We start from the raw sequence: 25,771 nt of genomic DNA, 5'->3' as shown, positions 1-25,771 counted from the left end.
TTTAAATGTTGACACATTCATGATAGATCGCTATATTAGTAAAAAATCATTTTCTTATCCAGAGAGGTGGAGGGACTGGCCCTTAGAAACCTCAGCAACAGATCTGAAGGATACTGTGCTAATTCCAGCGGGTGAAAGCCTGATAGATAGGAGCGTTTGTTTTTATTTGTCAGTAACGGCGCACTCTTTAGGAAGAGTGGGTCTTTTTTGTTTTTTCTGGATGAAGAAGTAGGGGAGCAGCAGGTATGGAGAACAACAACGACAAAGGGCATTTTCAGCGGAAAATGCAGGCACGGCACGTAGTCATGCTCTCTCTCGGTGGAGTGATTGGAACGGGTTTATTCCTCAGCTCGGGTTACACGATTCAACAGGCGGGACCAATGGGAACCATTTTGTCTTATCTGATCGGAGCGATCGTTGTATATCTGGTGATGCTCTGTCTTGGTGAACTATCTGTTCACATGCCAGAAACAGGAGCGTTTCATAGTTATGCAGCCAAATATATCGGTCCAGCAACAGGCTACACGGTGGCTTGGTTGTATTGGTTAACCTGGACTGTTGCGCTTGGCTCCGAATTTACAGCCGCGGGACTGTTGATGCAGCGATGGTTTCCATCGGTAAATGTTTGGATATGGAGTGCGCTCTTTGCACTAATGATTTTCCTGTTCAATGCCTTAACGGTGAAATTATTTGCGGAATCCGAGTTCTGGTTCTCATCTGTCAAAGTAGTGACTATCGTAGTCTTTATTATGATCGGTGGCGCAGCCATGTTCGGATTCATTCCGATGGCGGATGCTGAACCGGCTCCGTTTCTATCAAATATTACCGCATCCGGGTGGTTCCCTCATGGAGCTACAGCGATACTGATGACTATGCTTGCTGTAAACTTTGCATTCTCCGGTACCGAATTAATCGGCATTGCCGCCGGGGAGACGGAGAATCCGGAGAAGACGATACCGAAAGCGATTCATACAACGCTGTGGCGTTTGGTTATTTTCTTCATCGGAACGATTGTTATCTTGTCTGCCTTGCTACCTATGTCGGATGCCAGTGTACTGGAAAGTCCGTTTGTAGCCGTAATGGAGCGAGTGGGAGTCCCCTATGCAGCAGACATTATGAACTTTGTTATTCTGACGGCGATTCTCTCTGCTGCCAATTCAGGCCTGTATGCTTCGTCGCGGATGCTCTGGTCTCTGGCTGACAAAAAAACGATCTCCCCGTGGTTTGCCAAATTGACCAAACAGGGTGTGCCATTGAATGCACTTCTAATCAGTATGGTTGGTGGTGCGCTGGCTTTGCTGTCCAGTGTCATTGCGCCAGGTACCGTGTATATTACACTGGTTTCCATTTCAGGTCTGGCTGTCGTTGCGGTATGGATGAGCATCAGCGCTTCCCAGTACATGTTCCGCAGACAGTATATCCGGGAAGGACATGCGGTCAAAGATTTGGTCTACCGCACACCGCTGTACCCGGCTGTACCAATTATTTCATTTATATTATGTCTGGCTTCATGCATAGGTATTGCTTTTGACCCGACACAGCGAATTGCACTGTATTGTGGGGTTCCATTTATCGCAGTGTGTTACGCCGCTTATTATCTGACAGAACGTGCGAACAAGAAAAGAGGACAATTACATGACGCAAGCACAACAGACTAATCCCATAGAACAGATCCTACGTGAACACTCAGTCATGATTCTGGATGGAGCGCTGGCGACCGAACTTGAACAGCATGGATGTGATCTGGATGATCCGCTCTGGTCTGCCCGTGTGTTAATTGAGAATCCAGATGTCATCGTTCAGGTCCATGCGGATTATTTTCGAGCAGGAGCCGACTGTGCGATTACATCCAGTTATCAGGCGACGGTGGATGGTTTCCGCAAGAGAGGGATTGGTGAACAGGCAGCACTGGAGCTGATCCGCAAGACGGTGGAGCTGGCTGCACAGGCGAGAGATGACGTGTGGGCAGAAGTGCAGAGTGATTTAGTAGGAAGAGAAAGTTCGACAGGTCAGCTTGTAGAAGCTCCTTCGGTACGTTCCCAGAACGTGGAGCACGAGGAGCATATAACAGATCGTACAGTAGATCGCGAAGGAGATTGTTTTCGTCCACGTCCAATTATTGCCGGGTCCGTTGGGCCATATGGCGCCTATCTGGCGGATGGTTCAGAGTATGTGGGACATTACGGCGTGTCGGATGAGACACTTGTTGCATTTCACCGTCCGCGTATGGCGGCGTTGATTGAAGCGGGGGCTGACATTTTGGCTTTTGAGACCATTCCTTCGTTGCAGGAAGCACAGGTGCTGGTTGATCTACTGAAGGAGTTTCCTCATGCGTATGCTTGGCTATCTTTTTCTTTAAAAAACGGGACAAGCATCAGCGAGGGTACACCACTTGAGGTATGTGCACAGACGTTTGGCTCCGAGCCGCAGATTGTGGCGATTGGCCTGAACTGTGCTCCGATGGAAGTGGTGACGGAAGCCGTAGGTATTCTCAGCCGTGCCAGTGACAAACCTGTTATTGTGTATCCGAACTCGGGAGAAGTGTACGATGCAGCAACGAAGACGTGGAGCGGACAGGGTACTTGTGGCAGCATGAGTGATGCTTCGGAGCAGTGGGTTGCTGCGGGCGCGAAAATTATTGGCGGCTGCTGCCGAACAACGCCACATCAGATTGGTGCACTTGCGAAGAAATGGCGGAAGTAGATCATATCATTATGAAAAGCCTTTCCACATCTAAAATGTACCCTATAAGATGGACACTTTGAAAAAAGCCCATCTTATAGGGTACTTTGTTTATAATGAAAAAAAACGATGTTGGAGCGGAAATGTTATGACGAAAAGATTACTGACGAAGAAAGAACAAGAACAACTAAAACGGAATCCAAATGTGATCGCTGTTAGTGAAAAGGCGATTACGTATACCGATGAATTTAAGCGCCATTTCATTGCACAAAATGAACAGGGTAAACTGCCACGAGACATTTTTGAAGAAGCGGGCTTAGATGTTGAATGTATTGGTTTAGAGCGTGTCCGTTCTTCTGGAAAACGTTGGCGTGCTTCGTATCGTGAAGCGGGTGTAGAAGGCTTACAGGATACACGTAAAACGAATTCAGGTCGCCCTTCGGAACGTGAATTAACATTAGAACAAAAGATTGAACGATTAGAAGCAAAAAATCAATTGTTACGAGCGGAAAATGAACTGCTAAAAAAGCTCGATCTACTCGAAAGGCAGATGTTGAAAAAGAAATAAAAGTGGCTGTAGAGCTGAAGTTTGAACTCATTTATCGGACGATCAGAACGTATAAATTGAAGCGGTTGGTCAGCTATCTATGCGATATTATGGAAGTATCACGTTCGGGTTATTACAATTACTTCACTGAAAAATCAGCGCAAAAGCGTATAGCTGAAGCCGAAGCAGATGAGATGGTAAAGGAAATGATTTTAAAGGCCTATCGATTCCGTGGACGTAAAAAAGGAGCACGCCAAATTAAAATGACATTAGAAAATCAGTACAAGATGACGTACAACTTGAAGCGGATTCGTCGGATCATGAAGAAATTTGAAATCATCTGTCCCATTCGAAAGGCTAATCCAGCCCGTAGAATGGCAAAAGCAACGAAAGAACATCGCACATGTCCAAACGAATTACAGCGCAATTTTAAGCCAGGCGAGGCGGGAAAGGTGTTATTAACCGACATCACCTATTTAACGTACAAAGGCAACCAGCGAGCTTATTTATCAACCATGAAAGACGCACAGACGAATGAGATTTTAGCGTATGAAGTGTCTTCTTCGTTACGCATAGACATTGCGCTGAACACGCTTCATCAATTGAAGAAACACCGACATATCACAAAAGATGCGTTAATCCATTCCGATCAAGGCTTTCATTATACGAACCCACAATTCCAATCCGTAGTGAAAAAAATGGGGTTAACTCAATCCATGTCACGACGAGGAAACTGTTGGGATAACGCTCCCCAAGAATCATTCTTTGGGCATTTTAAGGATGAAACGAATATCAAAGAATGCGAAACATTAGAAGAAGTAAAACGAGAAATTAAGAGTTATATGACGTACTATAATCATTATCGAGGGCAATGGAATTTGAAAAAGCTGCCGCCTGTAAAATACAGACAGCAGCTTCAACAAGTTGCCTAGTTTTTTTTCAAAATGTCCTTTACAAAGGGTACACTTTAATCCTATAAAGGAGTGGAAAGGCTTTTTTTATTGTGTTACTAGATCCTTATTACATTATTCGATAACCAGCATACGTGGTGATGTTTCCCGAATGATTCGGGAAGAAAACCATGAGCCAAGACCTGCTGCAATGATGCTTAGGAAGGCGAACAGTATCATTTCACCCCAATTCAGAATCAATGGAAGTTGCACGATACCATAATTGGAAAGGACCATTTCGAGCAGAAGAGGTAGCACATATACGCCTACGAAAATACCCAGTATTGCTCCTATGGCGGACAACACAACCATTCCCAGGGTGAGCGATAATCGGATTTGACGGGATGTCATCCCCAGCGATTTGTATATCCCGTACGTTCTGCTCTCTTTGCGAATATTGATTCGACAGGTACTGAAAATAATGATGAAGGTCACAACGATGAACAATAATCCAATCAGGCTTATGGGATAGATTAGGATATTAGCAGCTTCCGCATAGACTGAATCGAGCAACGTCTTCTGGGTGACTATCGAAGCGAAATCTTTAAATTGTTCATTCAATTCCCCGGCAACCTTATCCGCTTGTGCCATATCGTTTACATTGATGAAGATGGCATCAAATTCACCATAACCAGGGTTCACACTTCTCATGGCATCGATGGTGATTCGGCCTGAAACAGACATGTTGGCGATCGCCTGATAGATGCCTGTGATGAGGAATGTACGCTTTTCTCCTTCAATATAGATGTCGATGAGATCACCGAGATCTTTGTTTGATGTTTTGGCTACACCTACACCAATGGCAATTTCATTTGCGTGCTGTGGGTTATCCCCTTTTAACGTTTCGAATCCAAGCTCCTGATAACTCCCGTCCAGTACACTCAAGTTGAGACTGATGGATTGGCCCTTTACTGTTGTTGAAGATTCCGGGCTAATTACACCTGTGATGTTCCCTTGCCAGCCTACATTGCGGATCCTCAAATCCTGCGCTAACACGTGCTTAAGTTCAGCCTTGGGGAAGTTACTTTTGTTCACTACGACTGCTGCGATGTTGGCATTGTCATATCCCCATTTGGCTGCTGTCTGTTCAATTCCGATTATACTGGTCAGCAGCACATATCCCAAGACTAGTACGGAGGAAGCTATGGTGGTCAGTAAAAGTGTGAGAACAGAACTTTTGGTGTTTTTGAAAACATGTCGAAGTCCAAGGACCGCGGTCACAGGCATTCGTGTGAAGCCGACCCAGTGTGCCCATGGCGAATTCATTTTTCCAGCCATCCGGCTGTTATCTGTCTCCGACATACCATAACGAATAGCCTGCACGGGCTGTATGCTACGTGCTTTTTTGGCGTACAACACAGTGAACAGTATCACTAGCGCAAATAGAAGTACACCAGCCAGTATGGTCGCGTCCAACCCTTGGACTGGAATGTTCTGATTATCGACTCGAAGAGAGGATACGGATATATTAATGATCCATTTGGATATCCATACACTCATTGCAAGCCCTGGGATAATGGCTACGATGGACAACAACGCATATTGAATAACATAGGTGCCTATCGTTCTACGGGAAGTCAGACCGAGTGATTTGAGAATACCTATCGTTCTGTAATTGGCCAGTATGGCATCCGAAATCGTGAATCCGATGGTCATTAAAGCGATGGAGAGCATGACAACGCCCATGAAGATCATCATGAAGCCAATAACCTGGTTAATAATCAGATAAAAAGAGGAGATCGCTTCGAATTCCATTTTGGATTCTAGAAACGGAGTGCCTGTCTCACGATTGTATCGTTCCCAATACACCGAATTCATGCTGTAATCGTTAAAATGGATTCCTATCATGTGATTCTCGTTACCTGTGAGCGCCGCGAGATCACGTTGATAATCGGCTGGATTCATCCAGACCCGTGCTGTATTTGAGAAAGGGGCTCCGTACGGTACATCGATGACAATGCCGGACACATTCAGATTCAGTGTTTGTGAGCCGGTTTTGAAGCCAATGGTATCGCCTACCGAGATATGATAGCCATTCGCCATGGACGTTGGAATCCAGACGGAACCTGGCCAGGGAATCGTGCGGGGTGTTCCACTTGAGAAAATAAGTTCATCCACACCCCATGGCGGCGGAGGCGTATTAAACATGTACAGGTAGAGGTTAGGAACATCCGTTTCATCAAAAACGATGCCTGACAATGTACGATACGTTAGCAATGGAGATACCTCAACGCCATCTTGGGAAGCCCACCAGTCGTGTACAACTTTCGGGTCATTCAGTCCTTTCTCAAACGTCAGGATCTGATGAGATCCATGGGTACGGGTATGCATTTCCTGAAACTGATTGCCCGTGTTCGCCAGTATGACAATAGCTGTGGATACAAGAAGTGTCGAGAGTAGCAGGAGTAGCGCAATCAACGTATTTTGTATTTTGTTCCTGATCAGATACGACAAGCTAAGTTTGAACATGACTGCCATCGTTATTCCTTCCCCGTAACCAAAGCGAAGATGATCGCTTCACGATCTTGAATTTGATGATCGTCATAGGTATTGAACTCAAGGATTCCGCCTATCTTGCCGTCCTGAATGTAGATCAGGCGATCTGCCCGGCAGGCGGCTTTAATATCATGCGTAACCATAACTACGGACTGTCCTTTCCGGTGGATATCCGTGAGGATATCGAGAACGGCTGTGCCATGTTCCAGGTTCAGGCTTCCGGTCGGTTCGTCCGCAAAGATGATATCTGGCGAGTTGATCAAAGCCCGTGCAATAGCTGCTCGTTGCTGTTGTCCTCCGGAAGTTTGGGAGGGGAGACGGTTACGTTGTCCATCAATATCCATGGCATTCATCAGCTCAGCAGCCCTGGATTGGATGTCCTTCTTTTTGTTTCCAGCGATATATCCCGGTAAAGCAATGTTCTCTTTGATGGAAAGGTCCGGGACCAGATTGATGCTCTGATAGATATAACCGATTCGGCGGGTGCGGAAGTCGGACATTTCTCCTTCACTGTAAGCGTCAATCCGCTGGTCACGAAAATAGACCTCACCTGTTGTGATCTGATCCAGTCCGCTTAGCAGATATAAAAGAGTTGATTTGCCAGAGCCAGAGTTACCCATGATCACCGTGAATTCCCCTTCATAGATATCGAGATCGACATTACGGATGGCATGATGTTGCTCACTTCCGCTGTTGTACGTCTTGCACAGATTCTGTGCACGGATAATCACTTTTTTGGACAAGTCGAATCACTCCCGAGTGCAGTATAGGATTCATTCTAGAGGAGAGATGTTGAGGAAGCCTTATCAAATTATGAATAAAGTATTACAGGCAAACGGATTGAAGCGGAAGTTAAAGGCATTTGATAAAATAGCCACGCCAGTGTGGCTTAGCAGATGGGCAGGTAGAACCGGAAGGTTGTACCTTGTCCTTCTTTACTGGTGAAGGAAATATGGCCTCCGTGTGCTTCAATAATGCTTTGGCAGATGGAAAGACCCAGTCCCGTACCTTCCTGAACACGTTGGTCTGTATGACTCACTTGGCCTCTGAAATAACGTTGGAAAACAAACGGCATATCCTGTACACGTATGCCCTGACCCGAATCGGCGATGGTCACTTTCAGGTGCCCGGATTCCAGTTCAATGGCTATACGTATCGTGTCTCCCGGAGCTGTATGTTTGAGGGCATTGGCGACAAGATTGGAGATGACTTGTTCAATTCGAGTAGTGTCGATAGCGATTAATACATTGGGAATGTGGTTGGGCTTGAGCCCGTCATAGATGAGGCCTCTTGTGAGTATCACATGCTCAATAGGTTTCAACATGGTGTCGAGTACAGGACCACTGTACATTTCACGGGGTTCCACTGAGATCTGCCCCAGTTCCTGAAGTGCATGAACCAGCAGGTCCTCCACAAGTCGGGCTGTTTTATCCGTATGGGTTCGCATGACTCCCATGTATTCCATTAGCGTCTCCTGATCGTTGCATAGTCCTTCCTCAATAGCTTCTATGTATGCTTTTATCGTGGTAATCGGTGTCTTAATATCATGAGATATATTGGTGATGAGTTCCTTTTGTGCTTGTTCCTGCTGGATGCGTAGCTCGTGCATATGTTTGATTTCTGTACGCATCAGGTCAAACATGGCATACACTTCGCCCAGCTCATCGGTCCGGTTGTACTGAATCTTTTCTTCATAATTTCCTTTGAGGATGGATTCCGCATGCAGCTTTAATTGATGGATGGGAGAGAGGAGCTGCTTGTTCAGTTTTCGTTTCATCCAGAATAGAAATAAGCTCAGAATCAGTGACAGGAGCATGAGTGCGCTAATCCATATCACCGGAAAAGTCATCGATTGCTGAACCGTAACCATGGCTTGGGGGATGGAAAAGATGGCATTGCCGATCTGACTTCCCACGGGTCCGTCCATCACGGGAAACGCAATATCAAGGGATTCGTTACCGTCCGCAGCCTGCGCGGCATGATGCAGATCATAATGAAGAGCTGAACGCAGGTTAACTTGAGTTCCTTCAGAGGTAGGGACGGAGGACAGAGTTACTGTTCCATCCAAGTTCACATAGGTAAGCAGAACCCCACTTTCGCTGGCGATGGCCCGTATATCTTCATGAATATTTTGTTCACCCAGAAGCTGATGATTTTGCTCCAAAGCGAGCAAAATTGGATTGATCTTGAGGCGAACCTGATTCATGGACAGGTTGGATTGTTCAGAATTTCGATTTTGGAATAGCATTATCGACAGCGCGAGGATACTTAAAACCATAATAATCAGAAGGCCAAGTGTTGTTAACAACCAGCGTCTGGACCAGATGTTCAATGACATGTGGGTGCCTCCAATCTCGCTTATTCATAATTGAATTTGTAACCGACACCCCATACCGTCTTCAGAACGGTCGGATGTGAGGCATCTGCCTCGATCTTTTCTCGTAGTCTGCGAATGTATACGGTTACGGTGTTTTCATCCCCATAGGTTGCATATCCCCAGATGGCGTCGAGTAACTGGGCTTTGGAGAAAACTTGATTCTTATGGCTTGCCAGATAATGAAGTAATTCGAATTCCTTGGCAGACAGGGAAACTTCCGATCCGTTCACTGTAACTTTATAGGCTTTTTTATCAATCACAAGGTTTCCAAGACGCAGTAGATCTGTTCTGTCCTGATCCAATGTCATGCTGTAATAACGTCTAAAGTGGGCATTGATCCGTGCTAACAGTTCGCTCAGAGAGAAAGGTTTGGTCATATAATCGTCTGCTCCAAAACCAAGGCCAAGTACCTTATCGGTATCACTACCTCTGGCACTTAGAATGAGAATGGGGATATTATTACGCCGTCTAATCTCTCGGCACACCTCGATTCCGTCCATGTCTGGAAGCATAATGTCCAGAATGATGTAATCCGGTTGAATAAGCTCCATGATCTGAAGCCCATCTTGACCAGTCGCTGCCACGGCGGCTTCATATTGATTTTTGGTCAGATAATCTCGGAGAATGCGTGAAATATCCGGTTCATCCTCGATGATGAGGACTTTGCGCTGGTGGGTTAGCATATGTATCGCTCCAGTATAAGAATATCAAAATAGAAAATAGAGCTTTGGTTGAGTCTGTAAGGAACCTATGTTTTTCACTATACAGCATTTGTTCATGATGCGTCATGAACAAATGCTAAAAGCTGTGCGGGAAATTACCAGCCAGTTAGAATGAAGATAGGCCTATAAATACACAATAAGGTATTTTTTTAAAATAAAAGATAGTACTATAGAATCAGAGAATCTAAATGTTATTTCTAGGGAGAAATAAAAATATGAGTGAAAAGACTAGTCGTTTATTTCAACTTATAAATGCCATCTATGCAAAGCCAGGGATAACTGCGAGTGAACTTGCGACGAAACTCGAAGTATCCCAAAGAACGATTTACCGTGATATTAGTCAGATCTCTTTATTCACGACGTTGATGCTAGAAGATGAAGACAAACGAAACGGAGGGTATCGTTTTCTGAACGAAAACTTTTTGGATCCCATTCGTTTTAATGAAGAAGAAGAACTAGCTTTCACTTTGCTTCCTTCACTACTCGAAAGGGATAAACGTCCTCCCGGATTTGCCAGTGCATATGATAAAGTAATGACCTCCCATCGAAAGAATCAGACCCAGCGCAGTAATCTCGTCCGTGATATTACGGATATGATTCAGATGGGAACCCCTGCGTACCGAACAGAGTATCCTAATTTTCTTCATGAAATCATTCAAGCGATATTGGACAAGCGAACGATTGACACCGTATATCATACTCAATCCAGGGATGAAACAAGCAACCGAATGATCGATCCGTATTATCTGATTCCAAGAGAACAACGTTTTTACTTAATCGGTTTCTGTCATAGAGCACAAGGTATGAGAGTTTTTCGTTTGAGCCGTTTCCAGCAAGTACATATCACGAACGAAGTATTCTACCTAGGCGATTTCAATATTCAACAATATTTAAAAAATACATGGTCGATTCATCCGGGAGAGCGAAATACCCGGTTTAGGGTTCGTTTTGATTCGAAAGTGGCTCGTTACATTCGGGAGGAGGAGCTCTTTGTTCAACCATGGATGAAAGAGTTAGCAGATGGATCGCTTCTATTTGAAGTAACGGTGAACAATGAGCATGAATTCATCATGTGGTTACTGCAGTACGGCCCCGACGCAGAGATTCTGGAACCACAATCGGCACGAGAAGAGATGAAAGCACGCATGGTAGCCTGGATGAGAATGTATCAATAATACTTGGTTGAGAGGAGAAAGAAGGCAGGATGGATGAGCAGATGAGGAATCGAAAGAAAAACTATACAGATTGGTTGAGGCGCAAAAGGAAATCGAATGGACAGTCCTACTCCGAAAATACGATCAGCTCATATGTTTCTGCACTAACTACGGCTCCGGCAAGATTAAGTGGAGTCTCGTTGGAAACAACGAATGTATTCGAGGTGGATTCAGTTAGCGAGTATTCTCAGTTACGATTGAGAATGGAGCAGGCTCAAAATTTTAATGAGATCAATGAAAAAGCGGGAAATCGCGCCTTTCAGTACAGTTTGGCGTATTACGAGGAGTTTCTTAGAGAATTCGAGTCCAGAGGAAGTCTGGCATTGGAAACAAAGCCATTGGGAGAACAACACTCTATTTCAGACGCCAGACCGAAGCTGTTAGATAAAAATATCATCTTATACGGTCCTCCAGGGACTGGGAAAACGTATCATACCGTCTTGTACGCCGTGTCCATCATAGAGAATAAACTTTTGGACGATATCCGCGAAGAAGCGGAGACGGCTGGTTACGATCATATCAAAACACGATACGATGCTTATAAGGCTCAAGGACAGATAGCTTTCACAACATTTCATCAATCTTATGGTTATGAAGAATTTATCGAGGGCATTAAACCGCAGATGTTAGCTGATGGGGGGCAAGAAAATTCGGGTGGAGACATTTCCTATGAAATTGCTCCTGGAATTTTCAGACGTTTTTGCGAAGCGGCGCAAAAACCTATTGTTCAGGATCACAATGATTATGGTATTCGCCAGGACCCGACGATATGGAAAGTTTCGTTGGGTGGATCCGGGGAAAATGCCCTCAAGGCGGATTGCTTCAACCATGACCGGATTCGAATCGGGTGGGATTCTTATGGGGAAATCTTGAATGAAGAAACGAACTATGAGCACGGTGGTCAAGCTGTTCTGAATAATTTCATTGTGGAGATGGCGATCGGAGATTTGGTCCTCGTTCTGCATGATAAGGCGACCATTGACGCAATCGGCGTTGTCACAGGAGACTACGAATGGCTTCAGGACACGCCGCAATTCAAGCGGTCACGCAAGGTGAGCTGGCTAGCCAAGAATATCCGGGAGAACGTACTGGAGTTAAACGGCAATACCAACCTGACCCTTAGCTCCGTCTACCGTCTTAGTCGAATTACATTGGCAGACGTATTATCCATCTTGGAGAAAAAAGAGAGTGCTCCCATGAAGTCGGCCATTCAGAATAATGAGAAAAACTATGTATTCATTATCGATGAAATCAACCGCGGTAATATTTCCAAAGTTTTTGGTGAGCTGATTACCCTTATTGAGGGAAGCAAGCGTCTGGGTATGGCAGAGGAAACTCGTTTAACGCTGCCTTACTCACAAAAGCTCTTTGGCGTACCTAACAATGTCTATCTGCTAGCCACGATGAATACGGCAGATCGCTCAATAGCCCGGCTGGATACGGCTCTGCGGCGAAGGTTTACTTTTGCAGAGATGATGCCTGATCCAGGATGTCTTGCCTCACATACGGTTAGCGGACAATTCATCAATTTATCGCAGATGCTGGAGACGATGAACCGTCGAATCGAAGTATTATATGACCGTGAGCATACGATTGGACATGCTTATTTTATCGAAGTGAACAGGGCTCCGTCTTTGGAGCTGCTGGGACACTTGTTCCAGCACACGATTATTCCTTTGCTGCAGGAATATTTCTACGACGATGTTGAGAAGATTCGGCTTGTTCTCGGAGATAACAACAAACCTAAAGAAGAGCAATTTATCGTTCAGACCAAAGTGAACGTTCAGAGGCTGTTTGGGAATCTGGAAAATGGGAATCTGGAAGATGAGATGGTCTATAGGGTGAATACAGGAGCCTTTGAAAAAGTAGAATCCTACCTGAAAATATACGATTCAGCATACTTGGATTAAGTGGGGAGCACATGAAGAGTCGGCTAATAGAAAGTCGTAAAACTAGAATCAGTGACATTTCGCAACAGAAAAAGATAGTTACTTTGAAAGAGTATGAGGGACTATGCAAACATACAGATGGAAAGGGGCTCGTTTATCAATATCTCAATGAGCATGCCTTTGATCAATTGGAGCAGTTCATACTGGAAAACAAAGGTGGCGATCAGGGGACGGATGCGCTTGAATTTCTGAGTGTCACGAGCAGGCGAGGGATCGGAAAACTCATTAGCGCAAAAAACTATGTGGGGATCATCACGATGGCGCAGGGCACACAGGTTGAGATTTTGCCCAAAGTGTTTGACCAGAATAACGAAAGCTCAGATGAAGAGACGAAGCGCATCTTCCTTCACATGCTAAGTGTGACAGGCGAAATCCCTTATAAGATATTCCGGCAATCGGGCCTCCATACGGAACGGCACACCATATTTGATATTTTTATTCGTATGTTCATCAATGAGGCAAATCGTTTAGTGAAGCACGGATTAAAATCCAATTATGTAGTACACCAGGGCAATGAACAGTTTCTTAAGGGGAAACTACAATTTACCGAGCATATCAAACATAATGCAGCACATACAGAACGTTTTTACATTCAGTATGATCTGTTTAGCGTCAATCGCCCGGAAAATAGCTTGATCAAATCAACCATTGAACTGCTGTTAAAAATCAGTGCAGGCTCGCGTAACAAGAAGGATTTACATATTTTGTTGAATTCCTTTGATCAAGTGGAAAGTTCATTGAATTGGAAGCTGGATTGGTCCAGCGTGACGATGGATCGATCGAATAAGGAGTATCGAACCATTATGGAATGGTGCCGTGTATTCCTGCTTGGTCATAGTTTCACTCCATTTCGAGGTGATGGCGCAGCTTATGCGCTTCTGTTCCCGATGGAAAAGATTTTCGAGCGCTACGTGGCAGTATTGCTGCGTAAATCCCTTGCACCTGAGGGACTGAAAGTTCGAACGCAGGATCAATCGCAACATTTGTTTCAAAGCCCCTCAAGGTTTAATCTGCGCCCGGACATTGTTGTGGAGGGAAATGGAAAGGTTGTGGTTCTCGATACCAAATGGAAACTGCTTACATCGAGGCCGGATTACGGGATCTCCCAGGCAGATATGTATCAGGCGTATGTTTATGCTAAGAAATATGGAGCAAGGACAGTATACTTGCTCTATCCTTGGCATCCTGGTCTTTCAAGAATTAATGAACCGGTTGTGTATGACAGCGGAGATGGAGTGAACGTAAAGATCGGTTTTATTGATTTGAGCCTGGGGAAGGAATCTGTATACAAAATAATTGAAAGTATGTTAGAAACGATGAAATAGAATGTATGTTCGAGATAGGGTACTGTCGGAGTACGATGGTAGAGTTATCTTAAGCAGAACTGTTATATATTTTCATTAATCTTAATCCATAATTCTGATAAAATACTAGGGTTAAGGGTAAGAACGAGAAATCGTTATTCCTTTCGAATGGAGAAAAGTGTTATGACAGATACTAAATTAGAATTCATCCGTTCTGAATTGTCTGACATTGCAACGAGAAGACGTAAAATTGCATTTTTAATTCCAGAAATCCAAGGTATTCATTATATATCTAATGAAATAGAAAAAATGAATATACCTATTGTAAATACGAGCTTGTACTTATCAGAACAATTAAAATTAGTTGCTCCTGATCATCGTCCATTTAAAGTTAGTGCACTGTTGAGAAAACTGATTAACGATAAAAATAGAGAAATTGTATGCTTGTATAATATAGAGTACCTATTCGATCCAGAGTTACAAGTAAACCCAGTAAAGTTGCTAGAAGCAAACAGCGGGAATACAGTTCTATTAGTTTTGTGGCCTGGTAAGGCGAAACAAGGTGTACTTTATTATGCAACCCCAGAACATCCAGAGTATTATAAGAATACTGAATACGGAAATAGCATTCTGTTTTATTAATCGCGGAGGGATATATTATGAAGTATAGAGATTTAATTCAATTTGAACCTATAAAATCTGTCGTCGTTTTGAAGGATGCTGCAGAAGAGCAGCTAGCTCAGCAACTAGTTCAAACCTATGTAATATCGGACCGTATGGAAGAAGTTATTGATGACATTATTTTCGAGCAACTTCAATTTCAACGTCCTATTGACCATAAGGGGATAATGATTGTTGGTAATTATGGTACTGGTAAATCCCACTTAATGAGTGTAATAGCTTCTATTGCTGAAACTGTTGGGACATCACAATACATCCATCATGAGAAAATTGCAAAAAAGGCTAAAGAAATTGAAGGAAAGTTCAAAGTGTTACGGGTTGAATTTGATGGAATCCAATTGCCACTTGGTGAAGTGCTGTTCCGTGAAATGAGCAATTTTCTTCAAGAAAATAGTGTGGATTATGAAATGCCAAATGTAGCTACATTGGTAAGTAACAAGGACGAAATGAAACGAATGATGGCGGCATTTCATGAGGTATATCCGGATCAAGGATTTTTGTTGGTAATAGATGAATTGCTTGATTATTTGCGAACGCGCAAAGAGCAAGAACTCATTCTTGATCTGGGCTTTTTACGAGCTATGGGGGAAGTTGTACAGTCTACTCGATTTAGATTTATTACAGGCGTGCAGGAGATGCTATTTGAGAATCCCAAGTTTCAGTTCGTAGCCAACGAGCTTCGTAGAGTTAAGGAGCGTACTGAGCAAGCGATCATAGTTCGTGAGGATATCGAATTCGTTGTCTCTCAACGCTTGTTACGAAAGGATGACCGTCAAAAGGCACTAATAAGAGAACACTTGTTAAGATTTGCTCCACTTTATGAGAATCTTGGAGAACAAATCGAAAAGTATACAGCATTATTCCCTATTCACCCCGCGTACTTAACAGCATTTGAGAATGTACGTGTTGTGGAGAAACGTGTAGCCTTAACTACCATTAGTGATGAGATTGAGAAGCTTCTTGATACGGAAGTTCCTTTAAACAGCCCTGGGATGGTCTCTTACGATAACTATTGGATGTATATCCAATATGATCGTACTTTGCGTACGGATCGAGATGTACGTGAAGTATTGGAAAAGTCGGATGTCCTGATGGATCGGATAGAAAATGCCTTTCCTAGAGCAAAGACGGCATATAAACCAATTGCTAAACGTATCGTGCGGGCGCTTTCTGTATTCAGACTTTCAACGGACGATATTAAAGTTAAGATAGGGGTCACTTCAGCAGAATTAAGGGACCAATTATTTCTGTATTTTGATTTTCCAGATTTGGACTCTGATTTCCTCAACGCAACAATAGATACGATATTGAACGAAATTATGAAGTCGGTAAGCTATCAGTTTATATCCCTTAATCGAGATAATGGACAGTATTATCTTGATTTGGACAAGGTGACCGACGTTGACTCCCTAATTGAAGAAAAATCAGGGATGCTAGTTGGCAACCAACTCGATCGGTATTACTTTGAAATTCTAGAAAAATTAACTGACGACGGATCTCCTAGTATAGCGTCTGGTTACCGAATTTGGCAGCACGAGCTGAATTGGTGGTTAAGAAAGGTAACACGTCCGGGATACATTTTTTTCGGTGCGCCGAATGAACGTTCCACTGCACAACCAGAGAGGGATTTCTACATTTACATGCTCCAGCCATATGATCTCCCAAAATTCAAAGATGAAGCGAAACCGGATGAAGTATTTTTTAAGCTAGATACAAAGGATGAATCATTCCATACTGCACTTCGTCTTTACGCAGGCGCGAGGGAAATGTCCATTACTGCTTCAAGTGCAACGAAAAAGCTGTATGATGATAAAGCCGCGGAGTTTTCAAGAAACTTAATGAACTGGCTTGTTGAGAACATGCCATCCGCTTATAAAATGACGTATAAAGGAGTAACGAAGAAACTCGCTGAATGGAGCCTATCGGCTCCAGCTCAAGCAACAGTTCGGGAAATCATTGATGCAGCGGCAAATGATTGTTTAACTACATGGTTTGAGGAGAAATATACGGATTATCCCACATTCCGACTTAGTAACATTAGTATTACTCGCGAAGCCATGCTAAAGAATTATATTCCAGAGACATTATCGAATATCTCTAATCCAAAAACCAAGACGGCAAGAATTATACTAGAAGGTTTAGTATTACTGGATGGAGAGAAAATAAATGTGCAGAAATCCGGATATGCCAAATGGGTCTTGAACTTGTTAAATAACAAAGGCCATGGACAGGTACTTAATTCTTCTGAATTAATTGAACTTCTCCAATCTCAAGGGGATTGGGAAGTCAAGAAGACGATAGAATTTCAATTAGAACCTGAGCTTCTGAGTGTAATATTAGCTGCATTAGTCTACACTGGCGATATAGTGATCACGATTAATGGGGAAACTTATGATTCTATGAAGTTTAACCGATTAATTGCTTTGAAGGCAGAAGGAATTGCTGAATTTAGCCACATTAAGAAACCAAGTGATCTACCATTAGCAGAGTTGCGAGCATTGTTTGACTTATTTAATATTAGTCATGGGCTACTACAGCCAGATTCACAAACGAATGGGGTTCAGACTCTGCAAACTAAAGTACAGCAACGGTTAACTCAACTGGTTAAACTACAGCACGAGCTTAAAGACAAAATTCCTACATGGGAATTACCGCTCCTGTCGGATGAGGAATTGCAGGAGTATCAAAGCAAACTCCAAAGTTTGAATCAGTTTCTGCAGAGCCTTCAAGTGTTCGATACACCGGCTAAACTGAAAAATTTCAAAAAAAGCATGGACGAAATTCAAGACCAGCATGAAAAACTCTTGCTAGTGGATAAGCTTATTAATTGGCGTGAGCTTGCTTCTGAAATCACTAAGAAAGCGAACTATATCGTAAGCGCTAGTAACCATGTTTCAATTACTGATGAATGGTACGTACAGGTTGAGGGTGTATTGGGAGACTTATACGACGCTATAAAGTTTAATAGCGACTGCGGTGCTGAACTTAAGGTGATAGACCAATTAAAAGCTCAATATATTGATTCCTATTTCGCGCAACACGCAGCATCAAGCTTAGGAGCTACGGATGAGAATCAACTTAATCAACTTAAACGTGATGGACGAATCGATACTTTGCAAAAGATTTCTGGAATCCCGATTCTGCCTACTCAACAACTACAAATATGGAAGGCAAAATCCGATGAATTGAAGATTTGCTGGAAGTTACAAAAAAGTGAGTTAGAGCATTCTCCGATTTGTCCACATTGCCGATTCCGTCCAAAGGATGAAAAGTTCTCTCAACAGGTAACAGTGGGACAGTTGGAAATCGACTTAGAGGAATTACTTAATTCTTGGACAAGTACCTTGTTGACTAACTTAAATGATCGCGAACTTCGAGAGAATATTGAATTGCTCACGGGAGAGCAGAAACAGTTAATCAAACAGTTTATGGAAGATAAATCATTGGGGGTTCCCGTTGATGTGCGTTTAGTCCAAACAATTAAGGAAGTGTTCGAAGGAATACAGAAAGTTGAATTGCCATTAACCCGGTTGCTAGAGATGGTCGGTAACGGAAGTCCGTTGACTATTGAGGAACTACGAGTACGCTTTGAACAATTAGTAAGAGAACAGGTCGGTTCCCAATCGTCTAATCGAGTTCGAATTATGTTAAAGAAGGAGTAACTTAAGATATGAGTGATGAATTACAACAAGGAATCCTTTTTGATATGGAAAATGAAACCCAAACAGGCTTAGTAACTTGTTTGGGTTTAACATTTGAGAACGATGAAGCGCGTCGCGCATATTTTACAAAGGAATTACGTGAAAAGCTACCGGAACTCAAGAAAATTGAGGGTTATCCAGAAGGTAAAGATGAGCATATATTGGCATTGTCCGATCCACCATACTATACAGCATGCCCGAATCCATGGATTAATGATTTTATTTCGCTTTGGGAGACGCAAAAAAAAGATGTCTATGGGATAAATTGCGACTTCTTCGATAGGGAGCCATTTGCTGCTGATGTTAGCGAAGGGAAAAATGACCCTTTATATAATGTTCACAGCTACCACACAAAAGTACCCTATAAAGCGATTATGAGGTATATATTACACTATACTAATCCTGGGGACATTATTTTAGACAGCTTTTCCGGCACAGGGATGACGGGAGTTGCCGCACAAATGTGCGGTAGTCCTTCAGTACTAAAAGAAATGGGTTATAGGGTGGGAAATGACGGAGTTATTTCACAAAATGGACTTAGTTCTACTTCTAAGTTAGGGAAAAGGAAAGTAATATTAAATGATTTGTCTCCGGTGGCAACACATATCTCTCGAAATCAAAATGGCACGTTTGATGCTGCAAAGTTTGAACGTGAGATTGATGAAATAGCAAGTAAACTTGCGCTTGAACACTCTTGGATGTATGAGACTAATCATTCAATAGACGGACAGATACAAGTTGATGGCAATGGAAGGATTACTAAAGGAGAGGTAAACTTTACAGTATGGTCTGATGTTTTGAACTGTCCATTCTGTTTAAATGAATATGTTTTTTTTGATGTAGCAGTTAATGAAAAAGAAGGTAAAGTTGATGATCAGTATTTCTGTCCTAATTGCAATGGAGAAATATCAAAGAAAACTTCAAATAAAACCTTTGTTTCTAAGTATGACAAGGCAACAGATTCTATTATAAAAATAATTAAACAAGTCCCTGTATTGATTAATTATACTATTAAAAATAAGACATTTAACAAGAAGCCAGATATAGATGATTTATCACTTATTGACAAGATTGAGAACAGTGAAATGAACTATTCGTTTCCAATTAAGAGACTGCCTGAAGGGGATGAAGCAAGAAGAAATGATATAAATGGAATCACGCATGTACATCACTTCTTCACAAAGAGAAACTTAATAGTTTTAGGACATTTAAATGAATTAGTTAAGAAAGGAAATAATCCATATTTAGGTTTTTTATTTTCAAGCTTACTGTATCGAGCTACACAAATGAACAGAATCCATTTGAAAAAATATTTTTTTGGTGGAGGAGGATTCAATGCTGGCTATTTAAAAGGAACATTATACGTTTCATCTCTTCCAATTGAAACAGCAATTATTAAACAGATAAAAGATCGAAAAAAGGCAATTGTAAATGGTTTAAGAAATATTGTTGGCGAAAATGGTGATTTTTCCATAAGTACTTCTTCTGCAACGGAATTAAATTTTGCTAGTAATAGTATTGATTATATCTTTACAGACCCTCCATTTGGTAGCAATATAATGTACTCCGAACTTAATTTTATTTGGGAATCTTGGCTCGGTGTGTTTACTAACAATGATACTGAAGCAATTATGAACAAGACTCAAAATAAACACTTAACAGAATACCATGCTCTAATGGTTAAAAGTTTCAAAGAATACTTTAGAGTGTTAAAGCCAGGTAGATGGATAACGATTGAATTCAGTAATTCACAGTCCAGTGTTTGGAATTCTATTCGAGATGCTCTTGAAAAGGCAGGATTTATTATTGCCAATGTTGCTGCACTAGACAAGAAGCAAGGAAGTTTTAAAGCCATAACAACATCTACAGCAGTTAAACAAGATTTAGTTATTTCAGCGTATAAGCCAAAAAGTGATTTTGTTGAGAAAATCATGCTTGAACAAAACACGGAGGCTTCAGCATGGTTATTTGTGCAGCAACATCTAGAGAAATTACCTATATTTATTGGTGAGAAGGGAGCAGCAGATTTAATCGTTGAAAGAACACCGCGTATTCTATTTGATCGTATGATCGCCTACCATATCCAAAATGGTTATATTGTCCCGGTTTCTTCAGCAGATTTCCAAATTGGTGTAGAGCAAAGATTCCCTATGAGGGAGGGAATGGCTTTTTTGGAAACACAGGTTGCTGAATATGATAAAAAGCGTATACATGCAAAGGAATTTTCTCAAATTTCATTGTTCGTTTCAGATGAAAACAGTGCTATTGAGTGGGTTAGACAGCAACTTATGAAAAAACCTCAGACTAGGCAAGAGCTGCACCCACAGTATATGAAAGAAATTCAACATATAGCAAAACATGAAATTTTACCTGAATTGAACACGCTACTTGAACAAAATTTTCTAGTTTACGAAGGAATCGAGGATGTGCCCAGTCAGGTTCACACATATCTCAGTTCAGGATTTAGAGACTTGAGAAATCTACCTAAAAATGATTCTTTTTTAAAACTTAAAGCCAAGAATCGCTGGTATGTTCCAGATCCAAACAAGCAAGCAGACTTAGAAAAACTACGTGAAAAATCGTTACTTCGGGAATTTGTGACATATAAAGATGAGTTAGTCGGTAACCGTAAAAAGCTTAAACAATTCCGAACCGAAGCTATTCGTGTAGGTTTTAAAAAAGCTTGGGGAGAAAAAGATTATCAAACAATTGTATCAATTGGTGAGCGCCTTCCGGAAAAAGTACTTCAAGAGGATGATAAATTGTTAATGTATTACGATAACGCACAAATCAGACTTGGCCTTTAGTTAAGGAAGTGTAGACAATTTGAATAATAATTGGCGTCAAAAGGTGCTTGAACATTTTCAAGCACCTTTCTACTCTATTACGTTAGTGACTGACCCTGATTCCTTGCTGCAAGATGAGATCATTATTAGCCAATTGCAGAAGTTAGGGGTAAAAGTTATAGGATTTCAAGATAGGGCCGTATTTAGGTATTGGTACGAAAGTGAATATAGACAAAAAACGTTCCATATGAATTTGCTAATACATCCTAAATCTGATGATACTAGTGATATTCCCTACGATATATGGGTTAATAGCAAACAAATTTCAATAAGCAAAAGTGAACTGTTCCCAATGTTATCGGCTCCAGTAGTAAAGGAGCTGGATTTTAGAACTTTTGATGCACTATCTTTGGTTGATGATATTCCAGTCAGAAGGTCAGACAATGATACCATTGACTTCTTATTTAAACGCATTTACAAATTGCCATATGACTCCGTTGATTCTGTTGCAGAAGTTATCTTACTTTGTATAAATCGTCATCAACTTTCCTTCTCCATACCTGAAATTCTTGATAAATATCTTAGTGAAGTGTTGAATCAGAAAAACACAGATCCACGATTGAGTCTGTCAGATTTCATTCAGGATCCAGATGTAATGTATTCTTTTTTGCAGAAAGAATGGAGGTTTTTCTTAGAACAGGGAGCTTCAAAAACCCATCCATTTTGGGATACTAAATTACTAGATGCACTTGCTGGTCTATTTCGTATAGGAAAATTATTGCCTATATCGAATGAGAAAGATATACTGCCTAATACTTTATTATTTGGAGTAAAACCGCATGATGAAGAACAGTCCAGAGTCATGTCTATTAAGGAGCACTTTAATCAGATCGAAAAAATGCTAGAAATTGAAGTTGATCGACGTGGCTGGATCAATCTTATTGGATTATTCAGCACAGCGAAAACAATCATGTTTGCGTTGGAGTCTCCATTGGAAATTAGTGAGAAATTAAGGTTTCTTGAGCAAGTCATAGAAGAACGATTTGCTAACTGGTTAAAGGACCACTACGGGGCTTTGGCTTCGTTATCAGATCAGCATACACCAGTTATGCTTCATAAAGTAGCTGAGTATGTGCACCTCCAAGGAAGCCCCAGAAAGGCTATAATTGTAATGGATGGTTTGAGCTTTGTGCAGTGGGTTCAGATACGTTCTGAGCTACAGTCTTCTTTAGATTTTAAGGAAAATGGTACATTTGCTTGGATTCCTACACTGACTTCAGTGTCTAGGCAGGCCATATTCTCAGGAGAAATTCCAAAGACATACTACTCAACTATTGGTACAACAGCTAATGAGGAAAAAGAATGGAAGGCTTGTTGGGCTAGATATGGTATTCCGCCGATTCACATCACATATGAAAAATCATTAGGGCAAGGGGAATATGAAAAGGCTAAAATTAGGGCATTATCTAAATCGAGTATTAAAGTTGCTGGACTCGTAGTTGATATTGTTGATAAGTTAACACATAACACAATTCAAGGCCATAGAGGGATGCATGGGCAAATATCTATATGGTTAAAAACCGAGTACTTACAATCATTACTTCAAGATTTATTGGATGCAGGATATGATGTATATATAACCTCTGATCATGGCAACAAAGAAAGCATAGGTATCGGAAGCATTCGTGAAGGCATGTTGGCGGATACTCGAGGAGAGCGTGTTCGGATCTACAATTCAGAGGAGTTACGAGATCGGGCTGCTCAGAAGTACTCGTCGGATAAATGGGAACCCATTGGACTTCCAGATGATTTTTATGTATTGACGGCTAAAAGTGGAGAAGCTTTTGTTAAAGAAGGCGAAGTTGTTGTAAGCCATGGTGGAACCAGCATTGAGGAGGTTATCGTGCCTTTCGTACGAGTTAAGAAAAGAAAAGAATGAAGGTGTCAGATTGAAAAAAGCAGTTGGATTCGATCAAAAATTGCAATTGCACCAGTTAGACCGTATCGTACAGGAACTCTCAAGATCGGAAAGTAGACAGCAGCTATATGATGTTGTTGATCAGAGTTTGATGGCGGATATTGGTGGTTCAAAGGCCAGAATGAATGCTAGAACTATTTTATTTAAAATTTGGGTCTTAGTCGACAATGAAAATGAGGAAATCCGGGATCGAGGATTGAAATTGTTTGTTAACGCCTCAAGAGAGGAACGATTGCTTCTACACTGGGGAATGATACTTCTTGCTTATCCATTCTTCAGGGATGTTGCTGATCAAGTGGGACGTCTTTTTCAGCTTCATGGGGAATTTTCAACTATGCAGTTGAGCCGTAAAATATTCGCGTTGTATGGTGAACGTAGACGCGTAAGTGTAGCATTAAACGCCGTACTTGGAACTTACAAACACTTAGGGATAATTAGTGAGCAGAAAAAAATATATGTGAGTGCTGCAAAGATATCGATTTACAAGTTGGAGTACAAACTATGGCTTATTGAGGTCATGTTAAAATCAGTCGAAAAATCAGCCATAGAATTAAAGCAAATAGCTGTGGAACCTTGTTTGTTCCCATTTAGTCTAGATATAACTGAAAGCGATTTGAGAAATGGTCAGCTACAAATCACGCGGCAAGGTTTAGACATGGTGATGATTGGTTTGAGATAAGGCGGTGAATGAATGATTAAAGTAGGTGAAGTCGTACAAGGAGCTCAGTTTCCAGAGAGTGTTGAAATTAAGAAAATTGAGGCCTTCGATGAAGGCTTCTTTTCTATTTCTGCAAGGACGGGATTCGAATCGATACTATGAGTTGATGTTGGATGAAGCTGACATTGAATCTTTAAAAAGATTAAGTGGGCAGATTGAACAGCAGATAGATGCGAGTGATCTCCTGCATTATCAGCGTTACTATGCATTGTCAGTCAATAGTAAATATTCTTCGAAAAGGGCATTGGGCAATAATAATTTAATACCCAACAACAATCATTAGGCAAGCATGCCAAATCACCTGAGGCCATATTTAATCAACATATTTCAAGTAATGCGTATCTATTCAATAGCAATAGCAATCTGGTTATTGAGTTCGAGCATTATGCTGCCGATGAGATTGTTACTGAACTTGAGATCGACAGATATACCAAAGAAATGGCATATAATAAGCGAGTAAATCAAATTTTGAAAAGAATAGGTAGTAAGCATTATGGTTCGAAAGTGCGAACATTGGCTTTAGTGGAAATCAATGATAAAGAGGAATTCCGAGAGGGAGCCGATCCGAAATTTGCTGTTCGAGAAGCACTACGAAAAGGTGGCAGATTGACGCAGTTTATTCATCCGTTGACGGACGAGAAAAAGATGGATGATTCACGTATGATAAGTTCAATCTTGGATTTACTCAATGATGCGGGAATATTAAGTAATAATACAACCCGGCTTCCTATGGATAAATGTGTCTTATCTTTTGATTTAATAAAATTGAATAATAAGTACTTTCCTGTGGTCTCTAGAATGTCAGGTACCGAAGTTTGTATGAAGATGCTGGGGGTAGAATCGTGGACTCGGCTAGGCGATGCTCCATTCTATGTCGACCATATTAAATTATTAGATAAGCCGAAAAACAGTAATAGCACTAGTGCGATATTCTATCAATTCATGATAGCTATAGTTGAGGAAGAGTTAAGGCACTGGCCTGGTGAAATTGTTGTGTTGTTAAACGCTTCTCTGAGAAATGGCTGGCTACCTTCAATCACCAACAGCAGAATTAATTACGATGAAATTCCCCTTTTGGATGAGCGATTACAAAACGAAACTCGCCTAAGATTTGTTCGGATCAATACCAATGAGGATGTGCCGCAGTATCGGATCATTAATACAATGAGAAAAGAAGCATTTAATAAGGAATCTGGCATTTTCAAAGACGCAGTAGGCATTTACTATGGGATCGGCGGAAGGCCTACGGCTTGGTCTGGGGTGAAAAATAAAGATATCAAGTTTAATGCACCTTCTAAAATGCTTTTGCAGCAGACCGCAGTTGAGTATATACCACTTGGTCCATTCAGTGATGATGAGAGAGATCAATTAGCTATTTTGGTCGATCAGTTAAGAAGAGTTGGTCTTACTTATGATAAGCATACGAAGTTGCCTTATACGCTTAGAATTATAGAAATTCTCAAGAAATACATGCATCATGATGAATGGAAATTCGCCGCATCATTAGATGAAGAGGTTGAAGTTGAGGCTGATGACGTAGTTCTGGTTACCAAAGAGCTTGTTAATTTGGATTAGTATTGAGCTAGCCTCGCAATATGCGAGGCTTATTGTAATATTCACTGATAAAATAATAGAACGTATGTTCGAGACAAGTCGTTGTCAAGAA

At 41.6% G+C, this 25,771-nt stretch carries 17 protein-coding genes and 1 riboswitch; of the genes, 13 read left to right on the top strand and 4 right to left on the bottom strand.

Annotated features, from left to right (window positions below):
- Positions 1-51: 51 nt before the first annotated feature.
- Positions 52-153: riboswitch (SAM riboswitch) on the top strand.
- Between the two features lie 92 nt (positions 154-245).
- The 3 genes from mmuP to MHI06_RS25760 all read left to right on the top strand — a co-directional run bounded on the left by mmuP (position 246) and on the right by MHI06_RS25760 (position 4,161).
- Positions 246-1,658, top strand: coding sequence for an S-methylmethionine permease (mmuP, locus tag MHI06_RS25770; protein ID WP_340399543.1), 1,413 nt, complete (start codon positions 246-248; stop codon positions 1,656-1,658).
- Complete coding sequence (gene mmuM / locus MHI06_RS25765; protein ID WP_340399542.1) at positions 1,636-2,703, top strand: homocysteine S-methyltransferase; 1,068 nt, start codon at positions 1,636-1,638, stop codon at positions 2,701-2,703. Before mmuP ends, mmuM begins: the two co-directional genes overlap by 23 nt.
- A gap of 127 nt (positions 2,704-2,830) precedes the next feature.
- Positions 2,831-4,161, top strand: a protein-coding gene (locus MHI06_RS25760) for an IS3 family transposase (RefSeq protein WP_340402059.1) whose coding sequence is annotated in 2 segments (ribosomal slippage) — positions 2,831-3,212 and positions 3,212-4,161 — 1,332 coding nt in all. Because the reading frame shifts where the segments join, the coding sequence is not laid out codon by codon here.
- A 93-nt stretch (positions 4,162-4,254) separates the two neighbouring features.
- Here the strand turns inward: MHI06_RS25760 and MHI06_RS25755 are convergent.
- The 4 genes from MHI06_RS25755 to MHI06_RS25740 all read right to left on the bottom strand — a co-directional run bounded on the left by MHI06_RS25755 (position 4,255) and on the right by MHI06_RS25740 (position 9,735).
- Positions 4,255-6,657 carry an FtsX-like permease family protein gene (locus MHI06_RS25755; RefSeq protein ID WP_340399541.1) on the bottom strand — a complete coding sequence of 801 codons (2,403 nt, stop codon included), beginning with the start codon at positions 6,655-6,657 and terminating at the stop codon, positions 4,255-4,257.
- A gap of 2 nt (positions 6,658-6,659) precedes the next feature.
- Positions 6,660-7,418 carry an ABC transporter ATP-binding protein gene (locus MHI06_RS25750; RefSeq protein WP_340399540.1) on the bottom strand — a complete coding sequence of 253 codons (759 nt, stop codon included), beginning with the start codon at positions 7,416-7,418 and terminating at the stop codon, positions 6,660-6,662.
- A gap of 146 nt (positions 7,419-7,564) precedes the next feature.
- Entirely contained in the window at positions 7,565-9,013 is a 1,449-nt protein-coding gene (locus tag MHI06_RS25745) for a HAMP domain-containing sensor histidine kinase (RefSeq protein WP_340399539.1), read from the bottom strand.
- A 20-nt stretch (positions 9,014-9,033) separates the two neighbouring features.
- Positions 9,034-9,735: a response regulator transcription factor gene (locus MHI06_RS25740; protein WP_340399538.1), complete on the bottom strand. Its 702-nt coding sequence runs from the start codon at positions 9,733-9,735 to the stop codon at positions 9,034-9,036.
- Between the two features lie 254 nt (positions 9,736-9,989).
- Here MHI06_RS25740 and MHI06_RS25735 point away from each other — a divergent pair, with 254 nt between their 5' ends.
- The 10 genes from MHI06_RS25735 (at position 9,990) to MHI06_RS25690 (ending at position 25,680) form a co-directional block, all read left to right on the top strand.
- On the top strand, positions 9,990-10,949 hold the full coding sequence (locus tag MHI06_RS25735) for a YafY family protein (protein WP_340399537.1): 960 nt from the start codon (positions 9,990-9,992) through the stop codon (positions 10,947-10,949).
- Positions 10,950-10,978: 29 nt separating this feature from the next.
- On the top strand, positions 10,979-12,898 hold the full coding sequence (locus MHI06_RS25730) for an AAA family ATPase (protein WP_340399536.1): 1,920 nt from the start codon (positions 10,979-10,981) through the stop codon (positions 12,896-12,898).
- Positions 12,899-12,909: 11 nt separating this feature from the next.
- Positions 12,910-14,262 (top strand): McrC family protein, encoded by a 1,353-nt coding sequence (locus MHI06_RS25725; protein WP_340399535.1) that lies wholly within the window; start codon positions 12,910-12,912, stop codon positions 14,260-14,262.
- A 162-nt stretch (positions 14,263-14,424) separates the two neighbouring features.
- On the top strand, positions 14,425-14,883 hold the full coding sequence (gene brxF / locus MHI06_RS25720; protein ID WP_340399534.1) for a BREX-3 system P-loop-containing protein BrxF: 459 nt from the start codon (positions 14,425-14,427) through the stop codon (positions 14,881-14,883).
- 17 nt (positions 14,884-14,900) lie between these two features.
- Entirely contained in the window at positions 14,901-18,584 is a 3,684-nt protein-coding gene (locus tag MHI06_RS25715; protein WP_340399533.1) for a DUF6079 family protein, read from the top strand.
- A gap of 8 nt (positions 18,585-18,592) precedes the next feature.
- Entirely contained in the window at positions 18,593-21,430 is a 2,838-nt protein-coding gene (locus tag MHI06_RS25710; protein WP_340399532.1) for a DNA methyltransferase, read from the top strand.
- Positions 21,431-21,449: 19 nt separating this feature from the next.
- A complete protein-coding gene (gene pglZ, locus MHI06_RS25705; RefSeq protein ID WP_340399531.1) occupies positions 21,450-23,348 on the top strand; it encodes a BREX-3 system phosphatase PglZ in 1,899 nt (632 codons plus the stop codon).
- A 10-nt stretch (positions 23,349-23,358) separates the two neighbouring features.
- Positions 23,359-24,066: a hypothetical protein gene (locus MHI06_RS25700; protein ID WP_340399530.1), complete on the top strand. Its 708-nt coding sequence runs from the start codon at positions 23,359-23,361 to the stop codon at positions 24,064-24,066.
- Positions 24,067-24,078: 12 nt separating this feature from the next.
- Complete coding sequence (locus MHI06_RS25695) at positions 24,079-24,207, top strand: hypothetical protein (RefSeq protein ID WP_340399529.1); 129 nt, start codon at positions 24,079-24,081, stop codon at positions 24,205-24,207.
- A 336-nt stretch (positions 24,208-24,543) separates the two neighbouring features.
- Complete coding sequence (locus MHI06_RS25690; protein ID WP_340399528.1) at positions 24,544-25,680, top strand: RNaseH domain-containing protein; 1,137 nt, start codon at positions 24,544-24,546, stop codon at positions 25,678-25,680.
- Positions 25,681-25,771: the final 91 nt, after the last annotated feature.

Origin of the sequence: Paenibacillus sp. FSL H8-0079 (assembly GCF_037991315.1) — a bacterium.
Classification (GTDB): Bacteria; Bacillota; Bacilli; order Paenibacillales; family Paenibacillaceae; genus Paenibacillus.
The sequence above is the reverse complement of the archived record's forward strand: the minus strand, read 5'-3'. Positions and strand labels throughout refer to the sequence as shown.

Excerpts from the sequence above, each read along its gene's own strand:
- MHI06_RS25740 (WP_340399538.1), bottom strand. The coding sequence starts at position 9,735 with ATGCTAACCCACCAGCGCAAAGTCCTCATCATCGAGGATGAACCGGAT.
- MHI06_RS25725 (WP_340399535.1), top strand. The coding sequence starts at position 12,910 with ATGAAGAGTCGGCTAATAGAAAGTCGTAAAACTAGAATCAGTGACATT.
- brxF (WP_340399534.1), top strand. The coding sequence starts at position 14,425 with ATGACAGATACTAAATTAGAATTCATCCGTTCTGAATTGTCTGACATT.
- mmuP (WP_340399543.1), top strand. The coding sequence starts at position 246 with ATGGAGAACAACAACGACAAAGGGCATTTTCAGCGGAAAATGCAGGCA.
- MHI06_RS25735 (WP_340399537.1), top strand. The coding sequence starts at position 9,990 with ATGAGTGAAAAGACTAGTCGTTTATTTCAACTTATAAATGCCATCTAT.
- MHI06_RS25690 (WP_340399528.1), top strand. The coding sequence starts at position 24,544 with ATGGCATATAATAAGCGAGTAAATCAAATTTTGAAAAGAATAGGTAGT.
- MHI06_RS25730 (WP_340399536.1), top strand. The coding sequence starts at position 10,979 with ATGGATGAGCAGATGAGGAATCGAAAGAAAAACTATACAGATTGGTTG.
- MHI06_RS25745 (WP_340399539.1), bottom strand. The coding sequence starts at position 9,013 with ATGTCATTGAACATCTGGTCCAGACGCTGGTTGTTAACAACACTTGGC.
- MHI06_RS25710 (WP_340399532.1), top strand. The coding sequence starts at position 18,593 with ATGAGTGATGAATTACAACAAGGAATCCTTTTTGATATGGAAAATGAA.
- MHI06_RS25695 (WP_340399529.1), top strand. The coding sequence starts at position 24,079 with ATGATTAAAGTAGGTGAAGTCGTACAAGGAGCTCAGTTTCCAGAGAGT.
- mmuM (WP_340399542.1), top strand. The coding sequence starts at position 1,636 with ATGACGCAAGCACAACAGACTAATCCCATAGAACAGATCCTACGTGAA.
- MHI06_RS25715 (WP_340399533.1), top strand. The coding sequence starts at position 14,901 with ATGAAGTATAGAGATTTAATTCAATTTGAACCTATAAAATCTGTCGTC.
- MHI06_RS25755 (WP_340399541.1), bottom strand. The coding sequence starts at position 6,657 with ATGGCAGTCATGTTCAAACTTAGCTTGTCGTATCTGATCAGGAACAAA.